The organism is Paenibacillus sp. FSL R5-0887 (assembly GCF_038002305.1).
GTDB lineage: Bacteria > Bacillota > Bacilli > Paenibacillales > Paenibacillaceae > Paenibacillus_AQ > Paenibacillus_AQ odorifer.
Genome location: NZ_JBBOCE010000002.1, coordinates 553,758 through 577,956, shown reverse-complemented (window position 1 = coordinate 577,956; position 24,199 = coordinate 553,758). Strand labels below are relative to the sequence as shown.

Annotated in this window: 19 protein-coding genes; 14 read left to right on the top strand and 5 right to left on the bottom strand. The window is 43.2% G+C overall.

Features of this window, described 5'->3' with window-relative positions:
• The first annotated feature begins 5 nt into the window (after positions 1–5).
• The 14 genes from MKY14_RS20380 to MKY14_RS20315 all read left to right on the top strand — a co-directional run bounded on the left by MKY14_RS20380 (position 6) and on the right by MKY14_RS20315 (position 16,614).
• Positions 6–236, top strand: a complete 231-nt coding sequence (locus MKY14_RS20380) for a hypothetical protein (RefSeq protein WP_076218299.1) — start codon at positions 6–8, stop codon at positions 234–236.
• Between the two features lie 239 nt (positions 237–475).
• Positions 476–2,035 (top strand): response regulator transcription factor, encoded by a 1,560-nt coding sequence (locus MKY14_RS20375; RefSeq protein ID WP_340977200.1) that lies wholly within the window; start codon positions 476–478, stop codon positions 2,033–2,035.
• Positions 2,032–3,822 (top strand): sensor histidine kinase, encoded by a 1,791-nt coding sequence (locus MKY14_RS20370; protein ID WP_076192957.1) that lies wholly within the window; start codon positions 2,032–2,034, stop codon positions 3,820–3,822. The genes MKY14_RS20375 and MKY14_RS20370 overlap by 4 nt, the downstream gene beginning before the upstream one ends.
• 184 nt (positions 3,823–4,006) lie before the next feature.
• Positions 4,007–5,308 carry an ABC transporter substrate-binding protein gene (locus MKY14_RS20365; protein ID WP_076125404.1) on the top strand — a complete coding sequence of 434 codons (1,302 nt, stop codon included), beginning with the start codon at positions 4,007–4,009 and terminating at the stop codon, positions 5,306–5,308.
• Between the two features lie 228 nt (positions 5,309–5,536).
• Complete coding sequence (locus MKY14_RS20360; protein WP_232061505.1) at positions 5,537–6,349, top strand: carbohydrate ABC transporter permease; 813 nt, start codon at positions 5,537–5,539, stop codon at positions 6,347–6,349.
• Positions 6,349–7,170, top strand: coding sequence for a carbohydrate ABC transporter permease (locus tag MKY14_RS20355; protein ID WP_076185385.1), 822 nt, complete (start codon positions 6,349–6,351; stop codon positions 7,168–7,170). Before MKY14_RS20360 ends, MKY14_RS20355 begins: the two co-directional genes overlap by 1 nt.
• Positions 7,171–7,207: 37 nt before the next feature.
• Positions 7,208–10,279, top strand: a complete 3,072-nt coding sequence (locus tag MKY14_RS20350; RefSeq protein WP_340977198.1) for a glycoside hydrolase family 2 TIM barrel-domain containing protein — start codon at positions 7,208–7,210, stop codon at positions 10,277–10,279.
• A gap of 157 nt (positions 10,280–10,436) precedes the next feature.
• On the top strand, positions 10,437–11,147 hold the full coding sequence (locus MKY14_RS20345) for a lantibiotic protection ABC transporter ATP-binding protein (RefSeq protein WP_248547803.1): 711 nt from the start codon (positions 10,437–10,439) through the stop codon (positions 11,145–11,147).
• Complete coding sequence (locus MKY14_RS20340; RefSeq protein WP_340977196.1) at positions 11,144–11,890, top strand: lantibiotic immunity ABC transporter MutE/EpiE family permease subunit; 747 nt, start codon at positions 11,144–11,146, stop codon at positions 11,888–11,890. The genes MKY14_RS20345 and MKY14_RS20340 overlap by 4 nt, the downstream gene beginning before the upstream one ends.
• A 2-nt stretch (positions 11,891–11,892) precedes the next feature.
• On the top strand, positions 11,893–12,654 hold the full coding sequence (locus tag MKY14_RS20335; protein WP_340977194.1) for a lantibiotic immunity ABC transporter MutG family permease subunit: 762 nt from the start codon (positions 11,893–11,895) through the stop codon (positions 12,652–12,654).
• A gap of 15 nt (positions 12,655–12,669) precedes the next feature.
• Positions 12,670–13,329: a response regulator transcription factor gene (locus MKY14_RS20330; RefSeq protein WP_076125504.1), complete on the top strand. Its 660-nt coding sequence runs from the start codon at positions 12,670–12,672 to the stop codon at positions 13,327–13,329.
• Positions 13,320–14,693 carry a HAMP domain-containing sensor histidine kinase gene (locus tag MKY14_RS20325; protein ID WP_340977193.1) on the top strand — a complete coding sequence of 458 codons (1,374 nt, stop codon included), beginning with the start codon at positions 13,320–13,322 and terminating at the stop codon, positions 14,691–14,693. The genes MKY14_RS20330 and MKY14_RS20325 overlap by 10 nt, the downstream gene beginning before the upstream one ends.
• Before the next feature lie 289 nt (positions 14,694–14,982).
• Positions 14,983–15,756 (top strand): SDR family NAD(P)-dependent oxidoreductase, encoded by a 774-nt coding sequence (locus tag MKY14_RS20320; RefSeq protein ID WP_036675873.1) that lies wholly within the window; start codon positions 14,983–14,985, stop codon positions 15,754–15,756.
• Between the two features lie 498 nt (positions 15,757–16,254).
• Entirely contained in the window at positions 16,255–16,614 is a 360-nt protein-coding gene (locus MKY14_RS20315; protein WP_036675871.1) for a hypothetical protein, read from the top strand.
• A 64-nt stretch (positions 16,615–16,678) separates the two neighbouring features.
• On the opposite strand, the gene nrdF is transcribed toward MKY14_RS20315, so the two are convergent.
• The 5 genes from nrdF to MKY14_RS20290 all read right to left on the bottom strand — a co-directional run bounded on the left by nrdF (position 16,679) and on the right by MKY14_RS20290 (position 24,015).
• The gene (nrdF, locus tag MKY14_RS20310) at positions 16,679–17,638 is read right to left on the bottom strand and encodes a class 1b ribonucleoside-diphosphate reductase subunit beta (RefSeq protein WP_076192948.1); all 960 of its coding nucleotides are present in this window, start codon (positions 17,636–17,638) and stop codon (positions 16,679–16,681) included.
• Between the two features lie 39 nt (positions 17,639–17,677).
• On the bottom strand, positions 17,678–19,762 hold the full coding sequence (nrdE, locus tag MKY14_RS20305) for a class 1b ribonucleoside-diphosphate reductase subunit alpha (RefSeq protein ID WP_076185378.1): 2,085 nt from the start codon (positions 19,760–19,762) through the stop codon (positions 17,678–17,680).
• On the bottom strand, positions 19,749–20,108 hold the full coding sequence (gene nrdI / locus MKY14_RS20300) for a class Ib ribonucleoside-diphosphate reductase assembly flavoprotein NrdI (RefSeq protein WP_036675861.1): 360 nt from the start codon (positions 20,106–20,108) through the stop codon (positions 19,749–19,751). Before nrdI ends, nrdE begins: the two co-directional genes overlap by 14 nt.
• Before the next feature lie 403 nt (positions 20,109–20,511).
• Positions 20,512–22,161 (bottom strand): helix-turn-helix domain-containing protein, encoded by a 1,650-nt coding sequence (locus tag MKY14_RS20295; protein ID WP_076185377.1) that lies wholly within the window; start codon positions 22,159–22,161, stop codon positions 20,512–20,514.
• A gap of 30 nt (positions 22,162–22,191) precedes the next feature.
• Entirely contained in the window at positions 22,192–24,015 is a 1,824-nt protein-coding gene (locus MKY14_RS20290; protein WP_081383302.1) for a sensor histidine kinase, read from the bottom strand.
• Positions 24,016–24,199 lie beyond the last annotated feature (184 nt).

The following is a 24,199-nucleotide window of genomic DNA, read 5'->3' as shown; positions in this document are numbered from 1 at the left end:
GTAAAATGCTAGTACTGTTATTCTTGGTGATTGCTGTAGGTTGTATGGCACTTGATTTGCCTAAATTAATGCGAAAGCGCCGAGTGCCTGATCTTAGCATATATTTTATTTTTTGGATTTTGGGTCTAGGTGCGACCTTCTGCTCGTTGTTAAAATTGAACATCCCCAGTCCGCTGTTTCTTATTATTTTTATCTATAAGCCAATAAATAATTTATTTGGATTATTGTTTCATTAACAAAAAAGCTGCAATTATCGCAGCTTTTTTTGTTGTATCATCTAGAAGTTATTTACTTAAATTTAAGAATATTTCATGGGATGAAAAATGAGAGGTTGACCATATTTGTCGGTGGGGCATATGATTTGGAATGAACAATTTTTAAGTAAGCTTACGGCTTTACTTGTCTAGAAGCTTGCTCCTTGTTGGATGTATTGTATACTAACAAATGGAAAGAAAACGGTTACAAGGGGGAAGAAATGAAACCAATATTCAAAATTATGATTGTTGATGACGAGATGCTAGTAAGACAAGGAATCAAACATCTTTTGGATTGGGAGAATGAAGGGTATCGAATTGTTGGTGAGGCTGCTAACGGGCTTGAAGCACTAAATATGATGGATGAGGTCAGCCCACATATCATCATTACAGATATTGTTATGCCAATCATGGGCGGAGAGAAACTGGTTAAGATTGTTAAGGAGAAATACCCTCATATTGAAGTAATCGTCTTAAGTAGTTTCAGTGAATACGATTATGTCCGATCCACATTTCAAAGTGGGGTAGCGGACTACATTCTGAAGCCAAAGCTGGAAGCTGACTATTTGTTATCCATCTTAAATAAAACCACTGCTAAATTGGTAGGGATGGAGATGTCCGATCAAGGAACGGATCCTGGCGAAAAGCAAATTTTGCTAGTTATCGAGAAGCTTATGACCGGATATGAGTCTGGGCTTGAACCTGCTTTGCTTCATGCGAAGTTTCCACACCCACTATTCGCTTTCTTCGGAGCGGATATGAGACATATTAAAGATTCTGGGGACAGGTTAACTTTCACACAGAAAATAGAAAAAGGGCTTAGTACGCTCCCTTTGGGTGATACAGTGTTTATTCGGTTGAAGTTTGTCAATGATTCAGTTATTTATTTGCTTAATGCAAACCCGGAACAGTGGGACGAGCTTGTTATAGAGCTTCGATATCTGGTCTCGGAAATGGATCATTGGGCGAGAGAAACACATTTCGTTATCAGCCAAAGCTTTACGGATTTTAATAAGCTGGGAGAGATTTATCGAGACAATTATTTAAAGCTTACACGATACAGTTTCTACTTGCCGGATCGAAGCTTAATTGAAAACGATCATTTGCCCAGCCTTCCGAGAACCTATCAGGAATATGATATGGGCGAATTAATGGAACAACTGAAACGTAAGCAATACCAGAAGGCATTTACTGGATTTCTGGAATATGTTCATCTCCGTTCGATGGATTATAGGACCGATATTTTCGAATTCAAATCGTTATTGGGGAATTTCATATTTAACGTAGCGACCACACTTGGAAAAATGAAGTACGAGACTGGAGGCTTGGAGGCATCCAAATACGACTTCTTTCGAAAAATAGATGAAGCGATGTATGCCGGGGACGCAATCGCTGTTGCTGAAGCCTTTATTCGCGAAGCTGAACGTGCGATTGGTGAGACGAACCTAACGATCAATCCCAATATGACCCGATTGCTTGAATACATTCAGACTCATTACGCTGATCCCATCACGTTGACTGGGGTTGCGCGGCAGTTTCATTTCAACGCTTCTTATTTATCGAGCCATTTCACTGCTCAGAATGGTGAAGGATTTAATGAATATTTGAACAAGGTCCGGTTGGAGAAAGCCATGGAGTTACTCGTGACGACGGAAAAAACAATTTCTGATATCAGCGCTAGTGTGGGGTATTCGGATCAGAGTTATTTTACTAAAGTGTTTAAGAAACAGGCTGGTATTTCTCCGAGCCAGTACCGAAGACGGGACGTAGAGCGACCATGATTGGAACTATCATTAACAAGATTAGAAAGCAGGGCCTATTTCTTAAGCTTTTTCTTGTGACCCTCATAAGCATTGTTGCTGTATCCCTGCTGACTTTGTCTATTACCATCCGTATGTCAGAAAATTTATTCTTAAAGACCTTCAGCATAACGAATGGCAAACTACTAAATCAGATGAAGACAAACTTGGAGTCCTACAACAACGTTGTAGCTACGGGTGCTACAATGACAGCTCAGAAAGGTGCCATCCGCAGCTATTTGTCTGGGGGAGAGACGGATTCATTGACACTCGCTATCAAAACCTACCAGATGACAGAAAGCATGCGGGCAGTCCGCTCCAACCTAAGTGCTTTTGATGTGGGGATTATGATTGTAGGTGCGAATGGCAGAAGTTACTCAACTGACCCTTGGTATTGGTCTGCTACTGCTGAAGAATTGAAGAACCACCCGATTACGAAAGCGACAGTGGCTCATCCGCAGCAAATTCTGTACCAGCTTTATCAAAAAGAGGATGGTCAAACCCATAAGAAAGAGATCATGTTAGTGGCTTCTAAAGCTCTATTTGATCATTCGACCGGCAGTATCTATGGCACTATGTACATTGCAATTCGTGATAGCGATTTCAAGGCCTTCTATGCCAATTTTACGAGTGAAGGTAATGATGTTGTATTGCTGAATGCAAAAGGGCAAATTGTATCCAGCAACAGGACAGAGCTGATTGGACTGAACGATCAACAGCTGCTTCAAGAAGTAGTTGATGAACAGAGCACAGGAGACAATGGAGAATCTGTCTATGTGATGGGGAATGAACGGGTAGTATTCTCGGAATACTTGCCTGAATTTGATGTTTATTTGGTGAATCTGATCGATAAAAAAGCTGTGACCGGGCAGATGGTTAATGCCAAAGCAGTGTCGTTGACGATCATGGCTATCGTAGCCATTTCGCTTATTATTGTATTTTTAATTACAAGGAAAATGACGAAGTCCCTGCGTGTACTCGTTGAACAGATGTCGAGTATTCCTAAGGGAGGATTCGATAACCACGTGGATGTCGCCACTAGTAGTTATGAAGTTAAGGAGCTAGGCAATGCCTTTAATTTTATGCTTGATTCCCTACATGATTATGTTGATCGGTTGATGGAGACCCAGAAGCAGCAGCGTAATGCGGAGCTGGCCGCCCTTCAAATGCAGATCAATCCCCATTTTTTATACAATACACTGGCTTCTATCAAATTTCTGGTGCAACAGGGCAACAAGGAAAAAGCAGCTGGCACGATAAATTCGCTAATCTCACTCCTGCAAAATACTGTCAGTGATGTTCAATCCACTATACCTGTTAGTCAGGAATTAGAATCGCTGAAGCATTATGTATATATCAATCATGTAAGGTACGGCGAGAAGATCCGCGTGAATTATTTTGTGGAGCCTGAAAGCTTGGATTATCATATGCCAAAGCTAATTCTGCAGCCTTTTATCGAAAATGCGTTCTTTCATGCATTCAATCTTAAAGATGAGGGAAGAATTCTAATCATGATCGCTGTTCAGGAAGATCAGCTTGTATGTGAAGTTGTAGATAATGGTGACGGGATGGACCTTGATCCTAATTTTCTGAAAGAAGAACAGTTGCCAGCCTCGAAGCACAAACGCCAATTGTTCTCCGGGATCGGTATACGGAATGTGGATGACAGAATCAAATTGCTGTACGGAGAGAGTTACGGTATTAACATTACAAGCAAACGAAATGAAGGTACGAAGATCATAATTACGCTTCCATTGTTAAAAGGCTAAAAAATTTACAAAAATCTAAAATTAGTACCAGTGTCGATCTCAGAGGGAAAATAGAATCCAATAATAACACCAAAGCTAACAAAGATACTGCCAAAGAAAGCGAATACAAAATGATAATATGGAATTGTAGCAGAGAAAACGCTTCCATCTTTATTATTTTACAGATTAACAAGGGGGTTACGAAGTGAAAAAATTATTATCCGTGATGCTGGCTAGTGTGGTTCTACTTTCGGCATGTTCCTCAGGTGGAACGAAAAACGAAACGGGCAACTCCGGAAGCGAAGGTAGCAGTAAGCCACAAGAAATCACAGTTTGGGCTTGGGACCCAGCGTTTAACATTGCAGCCATGAATGTTGCCAAAGAAGCTTATGCGAAAGTCAATCCAGACATAACGGTAAACGTCGTAGAGAACGCGCAGGCTGATATCGTGCAAAAGCTGAACACAGGGCTGAACTCTGGATCTACGAAGGGTCTTCCTAACATTGTATTGATCGAGGATTACCGTGCGCAAAGCTTTTTACAAGCGTATCCGGATTCCTTTTATGAATTGACTGATGTTGTAAAAGCCGCTGATTTTGCGGATTATAAGATTGGCCCGACCAGTGTTGACGGCAAGCAATACGGTGTTCCGTTTGATTCTGGTGTGACTGGAATGTATGTACGGACAGACTATCTTGAGCAAGCAGGCTACAGCCTGGATGCACTACAGGATATCGACTGGAAGCAATATATCGAGATCGGTAAAGCTGTAAAAGAAAAAACCGGCAAAAGCATGATCACACTGGATCCCAATGATCTTGGACTTATCCGGGTCATGATTCAATCGGCGGGTGCATGGTATACAGGTGAAGACGGTCAGACTCCGACCATTGCAGACAACGCTGCTTTGAAAGAGGCACTTGTATTGTACAAAGAAATGATGGATTCCGGCATCGTGAAAGTTAACTCAGACTGGAGCCAATTTGTAGGCGCATTTAATAGTGGTGAAGTGGCAACCGTGCCGACGGGTAACTGGATTACCCCTTCAATTAAAGCCGAAGCTTCCCAATCCGGTAAGTGGGCAGTAGCTCCACTTCCTAAGCTGGCAGCAACAGCAGGCTCCGTCCATGCATCTAACCTTGGGGGCAGCTCCTGGTATGTAATGAATGTAGATGGTAAAGAAGCCGCTGCGGAGTTCCTTGCAAAAACATTTGCTTCTGATGCTGATTTGTATCAGACGTTGAATACAAAAGTTGGTGTTATCGGCACTTTAAAAGCTGCGGCAAGCGGAGAAGCTTATTCAGCAGCGGATGAATTTTTCAAAGGTCAAAAGGTTGTATCAGATTTTGCGGCATGGACCGAGCAAATTCCTAACGTCAACTACGGCATGAACACTTACGCAATAGAGGACATTATGGTTGTAGCAGTGCAATCTTATCTTGGTGGAAAAGATGTAGATACTGTTCTGAAAGATGCCCAGAAGCAAGCAGATACCCAAGTTCGCTAATCACACTTAGGCTGTACAATCTAAGCCCTTGCTTCTACTTCTCCTGTAAATTGGATTTCTACAGAAGGATGGGTAGCAGGGGCTTTCATCTCTAATAAATCAGACAGAAGGGTGTGAAGTGGAGTGGAAAATGTAAAGCCAGGGCTAAGCTCTCAAAGACATAAAAGCTCTAAGGGTCAACGGCAGATCCATCTGACAGGTTGGTTATTCGTTATTGTGCCGGTAATTATGATCAGTATTTTCTATTTCTATCCAATGATTCAAGCCTTAATTCTATCCTTCAAGACAGGTAGAGGCAACAATCTTCATTTTACCGGCCTTGATAACTATATTCGGCTGTTTAGCGACACCACTTTCCTTACAGCCGTCAAAAACACTTTTATTTACTTGATTATTCAGGTCCCAGTTATGCTGGTGCTGGCGCTCTTTATCGCTGTGCTGCTAAATGACGAAAGACTGAAATTTAAAGGGTTTTTCAGAACGGCCATATTTCTGCCAACGGTAACTTCACTTGTAGCCTACTCCGTTGTTTTCAAGTACATGTTTGGAGCCGAAGGTATCGTCAATAAATTTCTGGTGAATCTGCATCTAATCAGCGAACCGATTCAATGGATTACTGACCCCTTCTGGGCCAAAGTCACTATCATTATCGCTATCACTTGGCGCTTTACTGGCTATAATATGATTTTCTATTTGTCCTCACTGCAAAATGTCGACAAATCAATATATGAGGCTGCTCATATAGATGGTGCGAGTGCATTTACACAATTTTTCAAAATTACAATTCCCCTATTGAAGCCGATTATCTTGTTCACGACGATCACATCGACCATTGGTACCCTTCAGTTGTTTGACGAGGTGGTTAACATCACGAAAGGTGGACCCGGCAATGCAACCATGTCGATTTCCCAATATATTTATAACCTTTCCTTTGAATACACACCTAACTTTGGATACGCTGCAACCGTCTCCTATTCGATTGTTGTAATGGTGCTCATTCTGACGCTTATTCAGAACAAAGTAGGAGGGGATAAGAGATAATGAAAACCAAACGCATGTTTACTTACGTTTTTCTAATCATCGCTGCGCTGATCTCTATCTTTCCATTTATCTGGATGGTTATAAGCGCCACGAACCAGTCGGTTGATGTAACCAAAGGAACATTGTTGCCGGGTGCACATTTAGTGAAAAATATAAACAATCTATTTAGTTCAGTGGATATGTGGCAGGCTCTCTGGAACTCTGCAAAAATCTCTGTGGTGACTACTGTGCTTTCACTGCTAGTCGCATCGGCGGCTGGATATGGTTTTGAAATGTACCGCAGCCGGAGTAAAGATATCGTATTCAATATTTTACTTGCTTCAATGATGATTCCATTTGCGGCGATCATGGTACCTCTATTTCAAATGTTCGCAAAAGTATCTAGTGTAGTGCCTTTTCTGGGCATCGATACAGCATCGGCGGTCATTCTTCCGACATTTACAACAGCATTTCTAATTTTCTTCTTTCGTCAAAGTACAAAAATGTTTCCTAAGGATATGATGGAGGCTGGGCGCATCGATGGTCTTTCGGAATTTGGTTTGTTCTTCCGCATTTATATGCCAACGATGAAATCAACTTACGCCGCCGCAGCGATTATCACATTTTTAAACAGCTGGAACAATTATCTGTGGCCTTTGATCGTATTGCAATCACCAGAAAATATGACTGTGCCTCTTCTTATCTCGAATCTAGGCTCAGGTTATGCCCCTGACTATGGTCTGATCATGTCTGCGATTGTCATTACAACCTTGCCGACAGCACTAGTGTTTTTCATGATGCAAAAGCAATTTGTAGCTGGGATGACAGGTTCGGTTAAATAAGTTAGCGATCATGTTATGAATAGAGGAGGAAATATAGATGAAGCAGCAGGTTGAACGAAACCTCACTCCAAGTCTGGAATGGTTATCAGACCCTTCCATTTATGCAATAGGCAGAGTGCACGCGCATTCTGACCATCGATATTACCAAACGAAAAATGAAGCCGAAGCGCTTGGAGAAATGCCCTGGCGCCACAGCCTGAACGGCAGCTGGAAATTTAGCTATGCCCAAAATGCCATGGAACGACAGGTTCATTTTTATAAGGAGAACGTGTCTTGCAGAGGCTGGAAGGATATTAAAGTTCCCGGTCATATCCAACTTCAGGGTTATGGACAGCCACAGTACGTGAATACGATGTATCCATGGGACGGTCATGAGCATCTTAGACCTCCAATGATCTCTGAGGACCACAATCCTGTAGGCAGCTATGTCAAATATTTTGAAGTTCCTGCGGGCTGGGAGCAACGTCCGGTGTATATATCTTTTCAAGGAGTTGAATCGGCTTTTTATATATGGCTAAACGGGGAATTTGTTGGCTATAGCGAAGATAGCTTTACACCGAGTGAATTTGATTTAACATCGTACTTGACGGAAGGTGAAAATAAGCTGGCGGTCGAAGTCTATCAGCGCAGCACGGGGAGTTGGTTGGAGGATCAGGACTTCTGGCGCTTTTCGGGAATCTTTCGTGAGGTGTATCTATACACCGTGCCGGATGTTCATGTGCGGGATCTCCACGTTCAAACCGATTTGGATGAAAAGTTTGAGCAAGGAACGCTGACGGCTGTCATGCAATTGATAGGTAATTCTGCCTCAAAAGTGCTCCTTGAGCTAAAGGATAGAGCAGGTAATCTTGTAGCTAGTGGGGAAAGTGAAGTTTCAGGAGATTCCCTTTCGCTTACGCTTGCGGCAACAAAGGTGCAGCTGTGGAGCGCAGAAGCTCCTAATCTGTATACCCTTTACGTCTCTGTTTACAACGCATCCGGGGATCTTGTAGAAGTTGTGCCGCAAAAAATTGGTTTTCGGAAATTCGAAATGATAGATAAGATTATGCACTTAAACGGCAAACGTATTGTATTTAAAGGCGTCAACCGACATGAGTTTAATCCGCGCTTTGGACGCAGCATTACAAAAGAAGATATGCTATGGGACATAAAAACCTTAAAGCAGGCGAACATCAACGCTGTGCGGACCTCGCACTATCCGAATATGACGCTCTGGTATGAGTTGTGTGATGAATACGGAGTCTATGTCATTGACGAGATGAATTTAGAGTCGCATGGATCATGGCAGAAAATGGGGGCAGTTGAGCCGTCTTGGAACATCCCCGGCAATAAGCCTGAATGGCAGGATATCGTGATGGATCGTGCGATTTCCATGGTAGAGAGAGACAAAAACCATCCCTCCATTCTAATTTGGTCCTGTGGGAACGAATCTTTTGCAGGAGAAGTAATTTTGAACGTAGCCAATTATTTTCGAGAGAAGGATCCTACTCGTTTGGTTCATTATGAAGGGGTGTTCCATAACCGTGAATATGATGATTCGAGCGATATGGAAAGCCGCATGTATGCGAAAGCGGCAGATATTGAAAGATATTTAACAGAAGATCCGTTAAAGCCATATATTAGCTGTGAATACATGCATGCGATGGGTAATTCCGTCGGGGGACTGCATAAATACACAGAGCTAGAACAGAAGTATCCAATGTATCAGGGTGGATTTATCTGGGATTATATGGATCAGGTGATTATAAAAAATGATCGATACGGTAAGCCCTTCATGGCTTATGGAGGAGACTTTGATGACCGTTCAACCGATTACAACTTCTCCGGTAACGGAATTGTGTATGCGGATCGGAGATGGTCGCCAAAAATGCAGGAAGTGAAATTTCTGTATCAGAACGTCAAGCTGCTCCCGGACAGTCAGGGTTTTACAATCAGAAATGAAAACTTATTTGTGGGCTTGGATGCTTATGAATTACAATACGCTCTGAACTATGAGGGTAGGGTCATCCAGCGTGGAACTCTATTCGCTCAGGTTAATCCAGGCGAGGAAAAATATGTAGAAGTTGATCTACCCGATATCAAGAATCAGTCTGGCGAGTATAGCTTGGATGTTTCACTTGTCCTGAAGGAAGATTCATTATGGGCGAATAGCGGTTATGAAATCGCTTTTGGCCAGCATGTTTTTCAAGTGGCCAATACGTCAGCCGAGGAGTCTTTAACAGTTGCTAAAATAACATCTGTCGTGAATGATTTTCGCGTGGTTGAAGGAGATGTGAATATTGGTGTACATGGTCGTGACTTCTCCGTAATGTTCTCAAAGCAGGCGGGTACATTAATTTCTGTTAAATATTCAGGGCAGGAAATGATCTCTTCACCGCCCGCACCGCTCTTCTGGAGAGCAATGACAGACAATGACAAGGGGGCAGGAATGCATTTCGACTCTTCTCCTTGGTATGCAGCAAGCTTGACCCGTAGAACGTTAAGCTTCGAACTCGTGGAGGAGAAAGACCGTGCGACGGTGACTTACGTGTATAAGCTTAGTGTATCAGAGGAGGTACGTGTAAGTGTAACTTACACAGTGTTCTCCGATGGAAGCATACAGGTGAAATCAAGCTACCATGGAGCAGCGGGTTTACCAAAGCTTCCGATCTTCGCTTTAAGCTTTAAGGTGCCAGCGGATTATCACCAGCTGAATTGGTATGCAAATGGGCCGGAAGAAAATTATATCGACCGTGCGTGTGGGGCGAGATTGTGTCGCTTCCAGAATCATGCGGTGGACAATGTGTCGTCCTATTTGGTGCCGCAGGAATCGGGCAACCGCACAGGTGTGCGCGAAGTATCGATTAAGAACGATTATGGCCAAGGCATTATAATATCGGCACCAGCTACAGCCCCTGTTGAAGCCAATATCTCGCCTTACTCGGCAATGGAGCTGGAGAATGCGACACATCATTATGAGCTGCCGAACGTCCACTATACCGTTGTTACCATTGCTGGACGTCAAATGGGTGTAGGCGGGGATGACAGCTGGGGAGCTCCAGTTCTTGATGAATATCAAATCAATCCATCCTTAGATATGGATTTTGAATTTACAATTCGCAGAGCATGATGATAAAAATTCAACAGGCTCGGTTCAATGTTAAATTTGAACCGAGCTTTTTTTATGCTCGTTATAATTCCTTATAATTTGAGCTCAGTAAAACCTTATAAAGTCCTTAGATTTGCTATATATGATCAACGTATAGCAAATGAGAGGATGATGTAGGATGGGAGAGTATATTTTACAAACTAATAATTTATCCAAGAGTTTCAGGGGGCAGCGTGCGGTTAGCGATATCAGCATAACCGTAAAAACTAATTCGATTTATGGACTGCTAGGCCCAAACGGCGCAGGTAAATCGACGACTCTAAAAATGATAACAGGGATTCTTCGAGCGACGTCAGGACAAATTTTATTTGACGGTCATCCATGGACACGTAAGGATTTACTACACATTGGAGCGCTGATTGAGTCCCCGCCACTTTACGGGAATTTGACTGCTGCCCAAAATTTGAAGGTACATACGACAATATTAAACTTACCGGATTCTCGGATTCGGGAAGTTCTTGAAATTGTTGATTTAACAACAACAGGCAAAAAAAGAGCGGGACAATTCTCTATGGGCATGAAGCAACGTCTCGGGATTGCGATCGCCTTGTTAAATCAACCTAGACTCTTGATTCTGGATGAACCGACAAATGGGCTTGATCCGATTGGGATTCAGGAATTACGTGAGCTTATACGCTCATTTCCTGCACAAGGGATTACCGTCATCTTATCGAGTCATATTCTTCATGAGGTGGAGCAAATTGCCGATCATATTGGGATCATTAGTAATGGTGTTCTAGGGTATCAGAATGCAATATATCCTGGTGATGATTTGGAGGAATTGTTCATGGAAGTCGTGACTCGGAACAGACAGGAGGTAACAAGATGATCCACTATCTTTTATCCGAAAATCTTAAATTCAAACGAACATTTTCGAGAAAATTGATTGTCGTGGTGCCACTGTTTTTTCTTCTATTTTCATTTTTCACACAACAGAACCTGCAAACGGAAGACCACTATTTTATGGAAATGGTATTTAATTGGTGGCCGCTGTTATTCATGACCATAGGATCTGCTTTGTTGTCTACACTATCGAATAACAAGGATCGTAAGGCTGGAGGGTACCGTAGCTTAAGCAGTCACGGAATTAGTATCGCTAAACTTTGGCTCAGTAAAATAATTGTGGTGTCATATTATTTGCTGCTGTCTTCGCTGCTCCTTATTGCAGTAATGTACCTATCTGGTCTTTTGTTTCCTTTGGGTGCAGCACCCTTATCTGAAATTACAACAGCCGCTATTGTTGTTTGGTTGACCTCTTTGGGGATGATTCCAATCTATCTATTCTTAGCCGAACAATTTGGGGCGGTAGTATCTATTCTTGCAGGTCTGTTTGGGATGATTGTGAGTGTACTAGCAGCGGATCAACCTTCATGGATTTATGTTCCGTGGAGTTGGGCTTTAAGGTTAATGTGTCCGATTGTTGGTGTGCGTCCCAATGGTGTGGCTCTTTCAGCACAGGATGCTCTAAGAGACTCTTCGGTTATTTTACCTGGAATTGTGGTGTCGCTTGTATTCTTTTTGGTGACCCTCACCTTAACTAGCTACTGGTTTAGTAGAAGAGAGGTGCGATAGAGATGGTGATACTCCGACTATTACAAGCTGAATGGTTGATGACTAAGCACACTGCAATTCGTTGGTTGATATTCCTTGTTCCTGTTCTATATCCGATGATGATACTTTGGTATTTTTCACAGCGTGCGGATCAGCTTCACATCTATGATGCTTATTTTTCATTAATAGCCTTTGGGTTGCCTGTTGGGATAGGATTATTCTCTGCTTTAATGAGTGGTTTAGAGGAGGGGGCAGGGGGATTCTATAATCTATTAAGTGCTCTTTCACGTCCGAAGTGTTATATAAGAAAACTAGGGTTCATAATCTTGGCGATGATATGGATCGTATTCGGTTCAACATCAATTCTAATACTGGGCATGAAAAAAATTTTGCATATAGAGCGGATACAATATCTAATATTCTGGCAAGGAGCTTGTTGGGTAGTAGGCACTGCTCTAATCTTAATGATCTTTCATCTCATCTTAAGTTATGCTGGAGGCATGGGACTTTCTCTAACGGTGGGTAGTGCAGGTACGCTAATTGCAGCTATCGTAGGTGGAACAATTGTAGGCGATAAAGTGTGGTTATACATACCGTGGGCCTGGTCGATGCGGATGATTCAACTTCCCTTATTTTATGCTCAACCCAACGGGCTCATTGAAACGGAAGTATTGAAGCTGCAACTTATTCATTCCGTACCTGCTATACTTATTAGTACAATGGTAATGGCAGTGTTAGGCTTGATATGGTTTCATTACTTTCAGGGTAGGAAATCATATGAATAAATAGGAGTGAGGTCACTGGCTAATATTTTAATAATAGATGATGAACCTGATATTTTGGCGCTAGTAAATAATATTCTTAGCAAAGATCACCATAGGGTTACGATAAAAACAAGTGCACGACATATGCCTTTGAATGAGTACTCGACATTTGATTTAATCCTGTTGGACGTGATGATGCCAGATATCGATGGTTTTGAGCTCTGTACTCAAATCAGGGATATCGTAGACTGTCCGATTCTGTTTCTTACAGCTAAATCAATGGAAACGGATATTATGTTTGGACTTAGTGTAGGTGCAGACGACTATATCGTGAAGCCTTTTCGTGCAGGCGAGTTGAAGGCTCGGGTGAACGCTCATCTGCGGCGTGAAAATCGAGAGAAAAATCATATGTTAAGCGCATCTGGAGTGAAATTCAATCTCTCGGCAAAGGAGATTTTTGTTGATAAAGAGAAAATAAATCTCACTAAAAGTGAATATCAGATATGTGAATTTCTTGCTAGAAATAAAGGTCAGGTTTTTTCCAAAGAACAAATTTATGAATCGGTTTATGGCTATGACAGAGAAAGCGATAGCTCAACTATTACAGAACATGTGAAAAATATCCGCAGTAAGCTGAGTGCGAGGGAGGTTTCACCGATTGAAACCGTTTGGGGGATAGGTTACAAATGGGTGTGAAACGAATACGGCTTCGTACAGTCTTCATTCAATATTTATTATCATTAGGTGCGTGTACTCTATTATTGGCATTTCTGTGTTTAGGGGTATTTACTCTCTTAATGCAGTATGGAATGATTGTTCCAGCAAACCATACCGAGCAATCCATTGCAAAGTCTTGGGATGTTTTGCAGCGTGCGCCACAAATTACGGAAGAAATGATCCCTTGGGGAGCGGAATATGCGGTATTGGATCAGCAAAAGAATTATATTTCAGGAAATATTCCTAAAGAACGCGCTCTAGATATATTGCAGAAGAATCAAAGCAGTTGCAATCTCATGGGTACAAACTGCAGCGATGTGATTGAGCGGGAGCATGAGGTTATCGTACTGCAATATGCGATCGTACCGCAGTTCACCTCGAATTTTCTGCATAACACGCTGCCTAATCCGCAATTAACGCTATTGCTGTTTTTTGTAGTTCTGATGTTACTGGAAGTTATTCTGATTTCTGGATTTTTCGCTCGAAGACTGAGCCAAAAAATGGCTTCCTTGCAGGAAGCTGCACATCACATTGAAGCTAAAAATTTGGATTTTACTGTCGTGTATTCTGGGGTCAGTGAAATTGATGAGGTGCTATCATCCCTGGAACAGCTGAGAGAGGAATTGAAAAAGTCACTAGAACAGCAATGGAATCTGGAACAAATGAAAAAAGAGCAGATTTCTGCGCTTGCCCACGACATTAAGACTCCTCTTACGATTATTCAAGGAAATGCAGATTTGCTGATAGACTCAGATTTAGCAGAGAATCAGCAAGAATATATAGGGTATATTTCCAAAAATGCAGATCAAATCGAACAATACATGGCAACACTCATTGAGATTTCTAATACAAGAAAACAAATTTCTCCCCGCTCTAAATGGGTTGCAACGGATGCCTTTATCCAGCAAATTCGTATGCAGTTAGATGCGTTGGTTGTCCCTAAGCGTCTTCAGATAGAATTTCACCAGGACAATAATCTGCCCCCTGAGGTGTTGATTGACGATGAGCTACTTCATCGGGCTGTGATGAATGTACTCGCTAATGCGGTAGAGTATTCCCCGTATGAGAGTGTGATTTATTTGCAGGTTGAGGCAAAACAAGATCGGTGGAGTATAACGGTAGCAGACAGTGGATCAGGATTTACGAGTGAAGGACTCCAATCAGCACTTAAGCAGTTTTATCGAGGGGACAGTAGCCGTACCTCCAAAAGTCACTATGGATTGGGACTTTACATTGCTGACACCATTGTCAGGCAGCATCAGGGTAGTCTGCATATTAGCAATTCTCCCCTGACGGGTGGAGGTCAAGTTCGAATCGACATCCCAGTTCGTGGAGTTAGGTAGAGGTTTATTACACCTCTTAGAATAACATTGGATAAAACTTCTGGTTTATCTGATGAAATTCTAAGGGGTGTATTTTTTATGACGATCAAAACCAAATTCTCAATTGTTGGAAAAGTAGATTAAAATATTGATTGCTATATACAATTAAATACAATAAAGTTGTCATATAGAGGATAATTTTGTCGATTTTTCTGCAAAAATGTTCCAATCCACATTGTATCAGGTGACATTAGGGTCTATGAGGTTCAAATCCTCTTCCTGAAAAAGACATAAGAAAGTGGTGCGCATAATGAGTAGCAACAGATTTGAAAACAAAGTAGTTATTATTACGGGTGCTGGTACCGGAATCGGAAAAGCTACAGCATTGAGAGTAGCAAGAGAGGGTGGTACTGTAGTAGTTGCCAATCGATCAGATGCTGGCGCTAACACAGTCGAAGAAATCAAAGCTTTAGGTGGAGAAGCGCTGTTTGTGCGGTCAGACGTTTCAGTTGAAGCAGACTGCAAAAATATCGTAGATCAAACCTTAGCAGCTTATGGAAAGATTGATTGCCTTTATAATAACTCAGCAATTACAGGAGATAATGCGGATGTTACAGAATATGATCCGATATTGTTTCAAAAGGTGATTCAGACAAATCTTAATGGCCAATTCTACATGTTGCATTATGCATTACCACATATGAAATCCGGTGCTTCCGTTCTAAACTGTTCCTCCTTGCATGGTATTTTTATTGGGATGGCAAATGATGCAGCTTATTCAGCAAGTAAACACGCCATTGTGGGCATGACTAAATCGGTTGCTAAAGAAGTGGGTCACCGTAATATCAGAGTAAATGCTATTTGCCCTGGTCCTATTCCTACACCAACCATGAACAGATACGAAAAGCTGTTGTCTGATGATGTAGAGATGCTTCAATCTCTTATCGCTTCTGGAACGGCTTTGGGCAGATATGGTACGCCTGAGGAAGTAGCTGCTTTTGCCTGTTTCCTTCTAAGTGATGAGGCTTCATTTATTACAGGTACAGCACATGTGATTGACGGGGGCTACTCCGCAACTAAGTAATTAGACGGATTAATTTACTTATATAAGCATCTAGTATTGAAGGCTTTGCGGCGTATTCCTGTTCGAATATCCTGTAGGATGAATGGACTGGAGTTGGAAGGCGCACGCAGAGCCTTTTTTAGTTGTTTCTAAACGATAACGGAATTACACAATTGTGTATGAAATTAAGGGAAATATAACCATGAATATGTTGGAATTTGTAGAAATTTGTATTTTAATATAAATAAAAAAAGAAATTTGTCGATAATAATATAGGTAATAGGTATGAGTTAAAATATATTAGAAAGGATGTTGCAATAAAACGATACAGGAAATAGATGTCATTAACTATTGATTGTAACGATATGGCATCATTTAAACAAGGCAGTTTGTTCCAAACCCAGTTGCCAAAAGTAGAAGTTACTGAAAAGCCTGGGCAGAAATTTTTTGTCTGTTGGAGTTACATACATTACTTTCTATTATTAAAAAATAACTATTAAAACTTGGAGGAATACAATTATGTCATACACAATTAAGTACAACAAAAGTGAAAACCACATCGATGTAGTATCTATCGATTTTTCTGCTGAGGATGTTCCAGGATACTTGAAAGATTTTGAGAATATCATGAAGCTTGTTAGTCCTAAATTTACGGGTACAACTGATGTAACTGAATCTGCAAGTGTACTTTCCCCTGAAGTTGCAGCAATGTTGGCTCCAACAGGTGAGATGGCGAAAGCAGCTGGCCAAGCAGGATGGGCTTATGTAACTAAAAACCCAATTTGGAAAATGCAATTGAAACGTATTTTTGGCAGAGATTTTGCTGATGCTTACGATACCTATGAAGAAGCTAGAACAGTACTGAAAAAATTGCAATAATCTAATAAATAGAGTTAGCAAAAAGTGCGGAGAGCTTTCTCCGCACTTTTTGTTTTATCTATATTTAAAATTGAAAATCTTCATCCTTCAGTGGCTCCACATTAAGCGCCCGGACATATCCGTTGCCTTTCTTCGAGAAGAAGTCATGCTGCTTGGTGTGGGTGCTGATCCCGTTCTGTACAATCGGGTTGATCTCTTCCTCGTCAAATAGCGGATCATGGCCCAGATTCATCATCGCTTTATTGGCATTGTATCTTAGGAAAGTCTTAACCTCTTCCACCAATCCGATAGGGGCATAGATCTGCTCGGTATAACGCTCTTCATTCTCATGCAGCAGTCGAAGCAATTCTACCAGCGTATGGTGAAGTTCGCGTTGCTCGTCTTCTGGGAGCCCGTCAAAGATCTCCTGTGCCAGCACACCGACATATACCCCATGGATGCTCTCATCCCGTAGAATAAGGTCGATGATCTCACCGCTGCAAGTCATTTTGCCCTGCCCAGCCAGATATAGGGGATAGAAGAAACCACTGTAGAACAAGTAGCTCTCGAGCAGCACGGAGGCTGCCATGGCGAGGTACAGGTCTTTTGGTGAGTCTATGTTTTTGTAATATTGTGAGATGGTCTCCGCTTTGAACTGGAGGAAGGGGTTCTCTTCTACCCAGCGGAATACACTGTCGATCTCCTCTGTAGAGGATAAAGTGGTGAAAATACTGCTGTACGATTTGGCGTGAATTTGTTCCATCATACCCATGAAGCCCAGTACGGCTTTGCGTTGAAGACCTTCGACATGCTCCATAATCTGCGGCATTCCGACTCCGCCTTGAATCGTATCCAGCAGTGTCAGGCCGCCCAGCACCTTCATATAGGAGTCCTTTTCTTGCTCACTGAGCGTGAGCCAGGACATTTTATCATCGGATAATGGAATTTCATCGTCCGTCCAGAATTGCATAATGTTCTGATTCCAGAACATCAATGAGAAATCGTCGTCGGGACGGTTCCAGTTAACGGCTTGGATAGCGGTCATAATATTGCAATCTCCTTTTCTGCGGCTATAGCCTTCCTTTTAGATCGAGCAGGTGAGGCATTCCTCGACGGACAGCTTTTTGGTCCGGGTGTAATACAGCGACTTCAAGCCTTTATGCGCCGCATACAGGTAGGAGCGGGCCAGTTCTCTGGTGGAAACATCACTGTTAACATGCAGAACGGTCGAGATACCCTGGTCGATATGGGGCTGAATTTCCGCGATCAGATCGATTACCTTGAACTGGTCCATCTGATAAGCCGATTTATAGAAAAATACATTGTCCGGCCGCAGGTACGGCATCGGATAATAAGTAGTTGAATTAGCGTAAGTCCGAGTCTCAATCTGCTCAACAATCGGCATAACGCTTGAAGTGGCGTTTTGGATATAGGAAATGCTGGCCGTTGGCGCAATCGCCAAACGGTAAGCATGGTATAGGCCATTTGTTTTTACCGCATCCCGCAATTGTTCCCAGTCTGCTGGGGATGGGATATAAATATCTCCGAATAATTCTTGTACCCTTGGGGTAACCGGGCGGTAATCGGTAGTCAGGTAACGCTCGAAATAAGCTCCCGTAGCATAATCAGAAGCCTCAAATCCATGGAAAGATCGGCCCGTGGCGGCAGCGATTTCCATGCTTTTCTCCAGCGAGTGGAAATTCATAGTCATAAAGAAGGTCCGGGCAAAATCGCGGGCCTGCTCGCTTTCATAAGCAATGTTGTTCTTAGCCAGATAGCCGTGCAGATTCATGACGCCAAGACCGACAGAGTGCATTTCCTTGTTTGCTTTGGCTACGCCTGGGGCATTGGAAATACTGGTCATATCGCTAACAGCGGTCAGGGCGATCATGCCCTCATGTACGGATTCACGGATTTTGCCATGTTCCATCACGTTAACAATGTTCAAGGAAGCCAGATTGCAGCTTACATCGCGGCGGATTGTACTCTCCTGTCCGTAGTCGGCAATCTCTGAGGTCTCCTGCAGCTGAAAGATTTCAGTACAAAGGTTGGACATTTTGATCTGTCCGACGTTTTTCAGGGCATGGGCCGCATTGGCATTGCTCTTGTTCATGATATATGGATAGCCAGATTCCAGCTGGATCATGGCGATTTTGGTCAGCATATCCCGTGCGCTCATAGCTTTCTTCTTTTTGACACGTGGATCGGCCAGCAGCTTATCATACATGTCATCCAGATCCATATCGTCGAGATGCGTGCCGTAGGCTTTGTACACACTGTAAGGAGCAAATACATGCAGCGCTTCATTGTCCTTCGCCAGCTTATAGAAGCGGTTTGGAATAATCAGGCCGATGGACAGGGTTTTGAGTCTTGTTTTTTCGTCGGCGTTGATTTTCTTGCTGTCGAGGAATTCCAGAACGTCCCAGCCAAAAATATTGTAATAGGCTGCTCCTGATCCTTTACGTTGACCCATCTGATCTGCATAGGAGAAGCCGTCTTCCATCAGCTTAAGTACAGGTATAATTCCCTTCGCAGCATCCTCAACACCCTTGATAGTTTCACCACGGGAGCGTAGCTTGGATAGGTTAACGGCCACACCGCCACCGATCTTCGACAACTGCATGCAGGTATTCAGCACATAGTTGATGGAATTGAGCGAGTCGTCCATTTCGATTAGGAAGCAGGAGACGAGCTCACCACGCCGGCTCTTACCGGCATTTAAGAAGGTTGGTGTCGCAGGTTGCAGGCGCTGTTCCATCATCGAACGGGCAAGTACCCCCGCAGTATCGGCATTGCCGCGTCCCAGGTGAAGGGCGACTGCCGCCACACGGTCCGGGTAATGCTCCAGATATTGTTTGCGGTCATTGGTTTTTACAGCGTAATCCGTGTAGAATTTCGAAGCTGCCATATAAGATGGAAAACTGAAGTTGTAGGCGTGGGTAATCTGGTAGACTTCTTCAATTTCCGCCGTGCTGTACTGTTCATAAAAATTCTCGTAGAAATCCTGTTCAATCATATAATCAACCTTGGCTTTTGTATTCGCAAAAACCAGACTCCGCCGCTCTACATCCCGCATAAATTCGGCTACTGCCTCAAGATCTTTGTCTAGCTGAAAGAAGCCACTTTCGTCTCTCTTCATCAACATGTTGTTTAATTCAATATGCCGCAACCCGGCTCACCTCCTGTTTAATCCGTTCTACATCGCCAAATGTACCCGATAACTCAAATTTACCGATAACGGGCACGTTATACCGATCTGCAATCAAGTCCGCACTGTGCGCGAACAGCTCGCCCCAGTTCTTATTGCCGCTGGCGGCGATGCCCTTCAGATTGGCATTATTGTTCTTCAAGAAAGTAGACACCTTTTCTGGAATCTGTCCAAAGCCGGTGGTATATGTAATAAGCACATAGGGCTCATCAATCGTCATATGCTCCTCAATCTGCACAGCCGGCAACTTAAGTTTGCTGATGAAGCGTCTGACATTTCCTGTTTTTGAATCATACGCGACTAGCATGGTGTCTGTCCCCCTGTAAATATTAAAAACTATTGAAAATAGTATGAAAACTGAATGGATAAGCTATAAATTCTGAAAAATCGTATCTATACTATATTTAGTGTGCGTTGTTTATTTTAATTACTATATGTTGAAAAGTCAATATGGGAACAGCAGTCTTAATAGCTGAGAAAGTGTCTCGTAAGCGGTTTTTTGGTAGACTTTTAGGGCAGAAAGACCGGAGTATTAGCATTTTGCTAGTTTAAAAATAAAAATAAAAAAATTGCAGGAATAAGGGTGATACTTAGGGATGCTGCTGAGGGTGATGGCAAGCCAATAAATCTGTAAGGAACAGAGCCTGCTCCTTGCAGATTTATTGGCTTTATTTTTGCGAAGTGGGATTATTCTTAATAATCTCTTGATCTCAAGAACGGTTGTTCACTCCGAGGCTTCGGTCAGATGGTGAATCTGCTTTAAGTTGCTGCATGTATTCCCTGGGGGAAATTCCGGTGACCTTTTTGAAAACTTTACTGAAATAGAAGGCACTCTCATATCCCAGCTTCTGTGAGATTTCGTAGATGCGACCTTCCCCACGTGCCATCATTTCTTTGGCTGTCGTGATTTTGATCTCCGTGATATATTCCACATAGTTGACCTTGGCAACCTTGGAGAAAAGGTGGCTCAGATAGTTGGGACTGAAATTGAAGACATCAGCCACTTGATTGAGCGAGAGCTTAGTTCCGAGATTTCGTTTAATATACTCTTGGACATTTTTGACGAGCTGCTCCTTGTAGCTTTGTCTGCGGGTAGAGAGGATGTCTGAGCAACCGTCCCGGAACTGGATCAGCCAGCCAGCGATCTCTTCAATCGTATGCATCTGGTAGATAGCCCGGTAGCCCTCCGGTTCATTTTCGAAAATTTGTTCCACAATGTTCTCACCGTCTGCGAGCAGTGAAGTGGCCATGTACAGAATGTTGCAGGCGGCATCAGTGGCGGGAACCAGCAGGTCGGCCCGGCCGTCGAAGATTTCGATCATTTTGGAGATAATGGCGTATAAAGCTTGGGTATCCATTTCTTCAAAAGCACGGCGGATCTCTGTACGCAATTCGGAGAAATCAAACAACAGATGATCCTGCTCCAGCGACTCTCCTTCGGCAAAAAACACAAACGACTGTGCTTTAACCGCAGCAGGAAGCGCTTTTCGGGCAGCGAGGTAGCTTTCCCGCAGCAAATAAGGATCCTCGACCGCAAAGCCGATCGCGCCGATGATCCTTACATTGAAGTAGTTATGAAGTATGGAGGCCATATGGGTCAATAGCATTTCAATCTCAGGCATCCATTGCCGTGAATCCGTCCCGTTGACGGGCAGGGTTACAGCAAAATTGCGCAAGTCCAGACTGCTCACATAACAAGGTCTTATGGAAGTAAGCGTATCTTTAGCCATTTGGACGGTACTTGAGCACAGAGCAACCATTTTATCGCCGCGGGGCGGGACACTGTCTGGTCCCAAAATACGGCAAGTGCAGACTAGATAAGCAGGTTCCTTGAGCTCAAGGTTTAAATCATCTCTCTGCAAAAGGTACTGGTTTTTATTTGCGAATAAGTTATTGAACAGGCGGATGAAAAATTTATCGCGTTGAGCTTGTAGATTGCCTCTATGAGCAAGCATGGGATAGCTGTCTAGGGTTTGAAAAGCCTCCAACTGGGAAATTGCTTTCCGAATGGAGGCATCAAGTGCCTCTGGTGTCAGTTCTAGCTTCACTAGATAATCTGTGGCTTGCACTTCAATCGCTCCACGCGCGTATTCGAATTCCTCGTAGCTTGTTAAAATGATGAACAGCGGAAGCCGGCCGTGTTTTTTGCGTACCGCATTGGCAACTTCTAAGCCGCTTTTAATTGGCATTTTTATATCGCTGATTACGATGTCAGGACGAAGGGTGTCAATCATTTCTTCCTCTTGAGCCCCGTTGTGTGCAATGCCGACAATTTCTATATTATATTGCTCCCACTTCAGCATGGACTGCAAGCCGATACAGACCAGCGCCTCGTCATCAGCAATTAACAACTTGATCAATTCCATCACATCCTTGCTTGATATGCTACTCTATTCCTTTTGCAGGAACGGCAGAAGAATCTTCATCCGGGTATATTGGCCCGACTCACTCTCAATCGAAAGACCGTAATTATCCCCAAATGCCAGGCGCAAACGTTCATTTACGCTGCGGAGTCCAATATTCTCGGGCATTTCTTTGCTTCCATTACCTGGATTCGACAGAATCGTGGAGATTTCTTCTTCCTTCATCCCTATACCGTTGTCTTCAATCGTAACTAGAATATCGGCGAATCCACTTTTGGCCACCTTAATGAGAATTTCTCCTCTGCCTTTGGGCTCAATGCCATGGAAGATGGCGTTCTCGACCAGGGGCTGGAGCGTGAATCGTGGAATTAGGCCGGTTAGCAGTTCCTCGTTGTCAATCTCCTTTACCATAGAGACCGTACTGCCATAGCGATATTTCTGAATTAGAAAATAATCATCCAGCAGGCTCAGCTCATCTTTCAACGGCATTAGTCTACGGTTGTCTTTGGCGATGCTGCGCAGCAGTCTGGATAGTGAAGTGGTCATTTCCGCGATGCCGGTAGCATTCTGAATTGTAGCCATCCATTTGATCGAATTCAGTGTGTTGTACAGGAAATGGGGATTGATCTGACTCTGCAGCATCCGGTATTCCAGCTCCTGCTTCTGTTTCTCGTCAGCGAGCCGGCTGTCCATAAGCGCTACGATATCTTGGGACAGGCGGTTAATGCCCCGGCCGACATCGCCAAGCTCGCTGTTCCATTCGATATTGCGGTCCAGCAGGAAATTGCCCTGGGCGATCTTATCAATCCGCTTCTTCAGTTTTTCCACCGGAAGACTGATGGTACGGGTCAGATACAGCGTAATGATAGCGCTTAAGACAATAACCAGGAGACAGACGCCGAGCATAACCAGAATCCATATATTTGTCTTGGGAGCGAACAGGTCATTGGATAAAGTCTGTGACAGAATGACTCCGCTGCGTACGGGATAAGATACCACGATATGGCTCTCTTTCTCGTCCTCGAGCTTGACCATGGACAGCTCGGTTTGCGGACCGACAGGTTTATCATTGGTATAGGCCACCGGTTCATACGGCTCTGCAATGGCGATGACCTGATCGCCGATGAGCTGATAATGATGATTGCCGAGCGTCAGCAGCAGCCGGGAATTCTTCGGCAGGGAGTACCCTTTCAGCTTGTCGGTAATAACAGTAGTATTTGCTAACAGGTACACCGTTCCAACCCGGGAAGCCCCTTTGCCGTAAATAGGAAAAACAAAAGGAATTCCGTTCGTGTTGGAGAGCGGGTCCTTGATCACCCGGTCCCATTTCTCCTCGGCATCGTTGCTAAGGCCGGTAATTTGACCGATATTGTGTATGGTAAGCGGAACAGAGGTGCCGGTTTTATCCACCTGCAGAAACTTTCCGTTGCTATCCGTAACAATCAGACGGCGGGCATAGCTGTTGGAGCGGTTGTTCAGGAAGTCCTGCTGCATCGAGTTGAATACATTAACTGCTTCCTTAGAGCTAGCCTTAGGTGAGCTGAAGTAGTCTGTGATCAGGGTATTAGTAGAAGAGTTAGTGCTGCAGGTCATCGCCAGCGATGACAGATCAATTAAATCCTGTTCAATAATATGGGATACCAGCTGCAGATTGAATTCGGTCGCCTGGATGGTTGTTTTACGCTGATAATAAGTAATTAATTCATAGCTAAAAAAAGACAACAGCGACGCTATCAGCAGTGCGAATACGGCCATGAGCAGAATAATGCGACTTTTAATGGTGGATTTTCTTACCGTATTTAACACCCCTCTACAAAATGTGAAAACATATAAAGCGTTTTCATATACCATAGCATATTCCTGCGTTCCGATACAGGGGGAGGTACATAAGCTGAATATTTTACATGTTTTAGATAGAAAATTACAGGTTTGAACCGGAGCAGGGAAGAAGAACACAGAAAAGTGAATGAACTTTGTTTGATAATGCATGCCATTCTTGCGAAAAAAGCTATAAACTTTGAACTAAGCTCAGAAG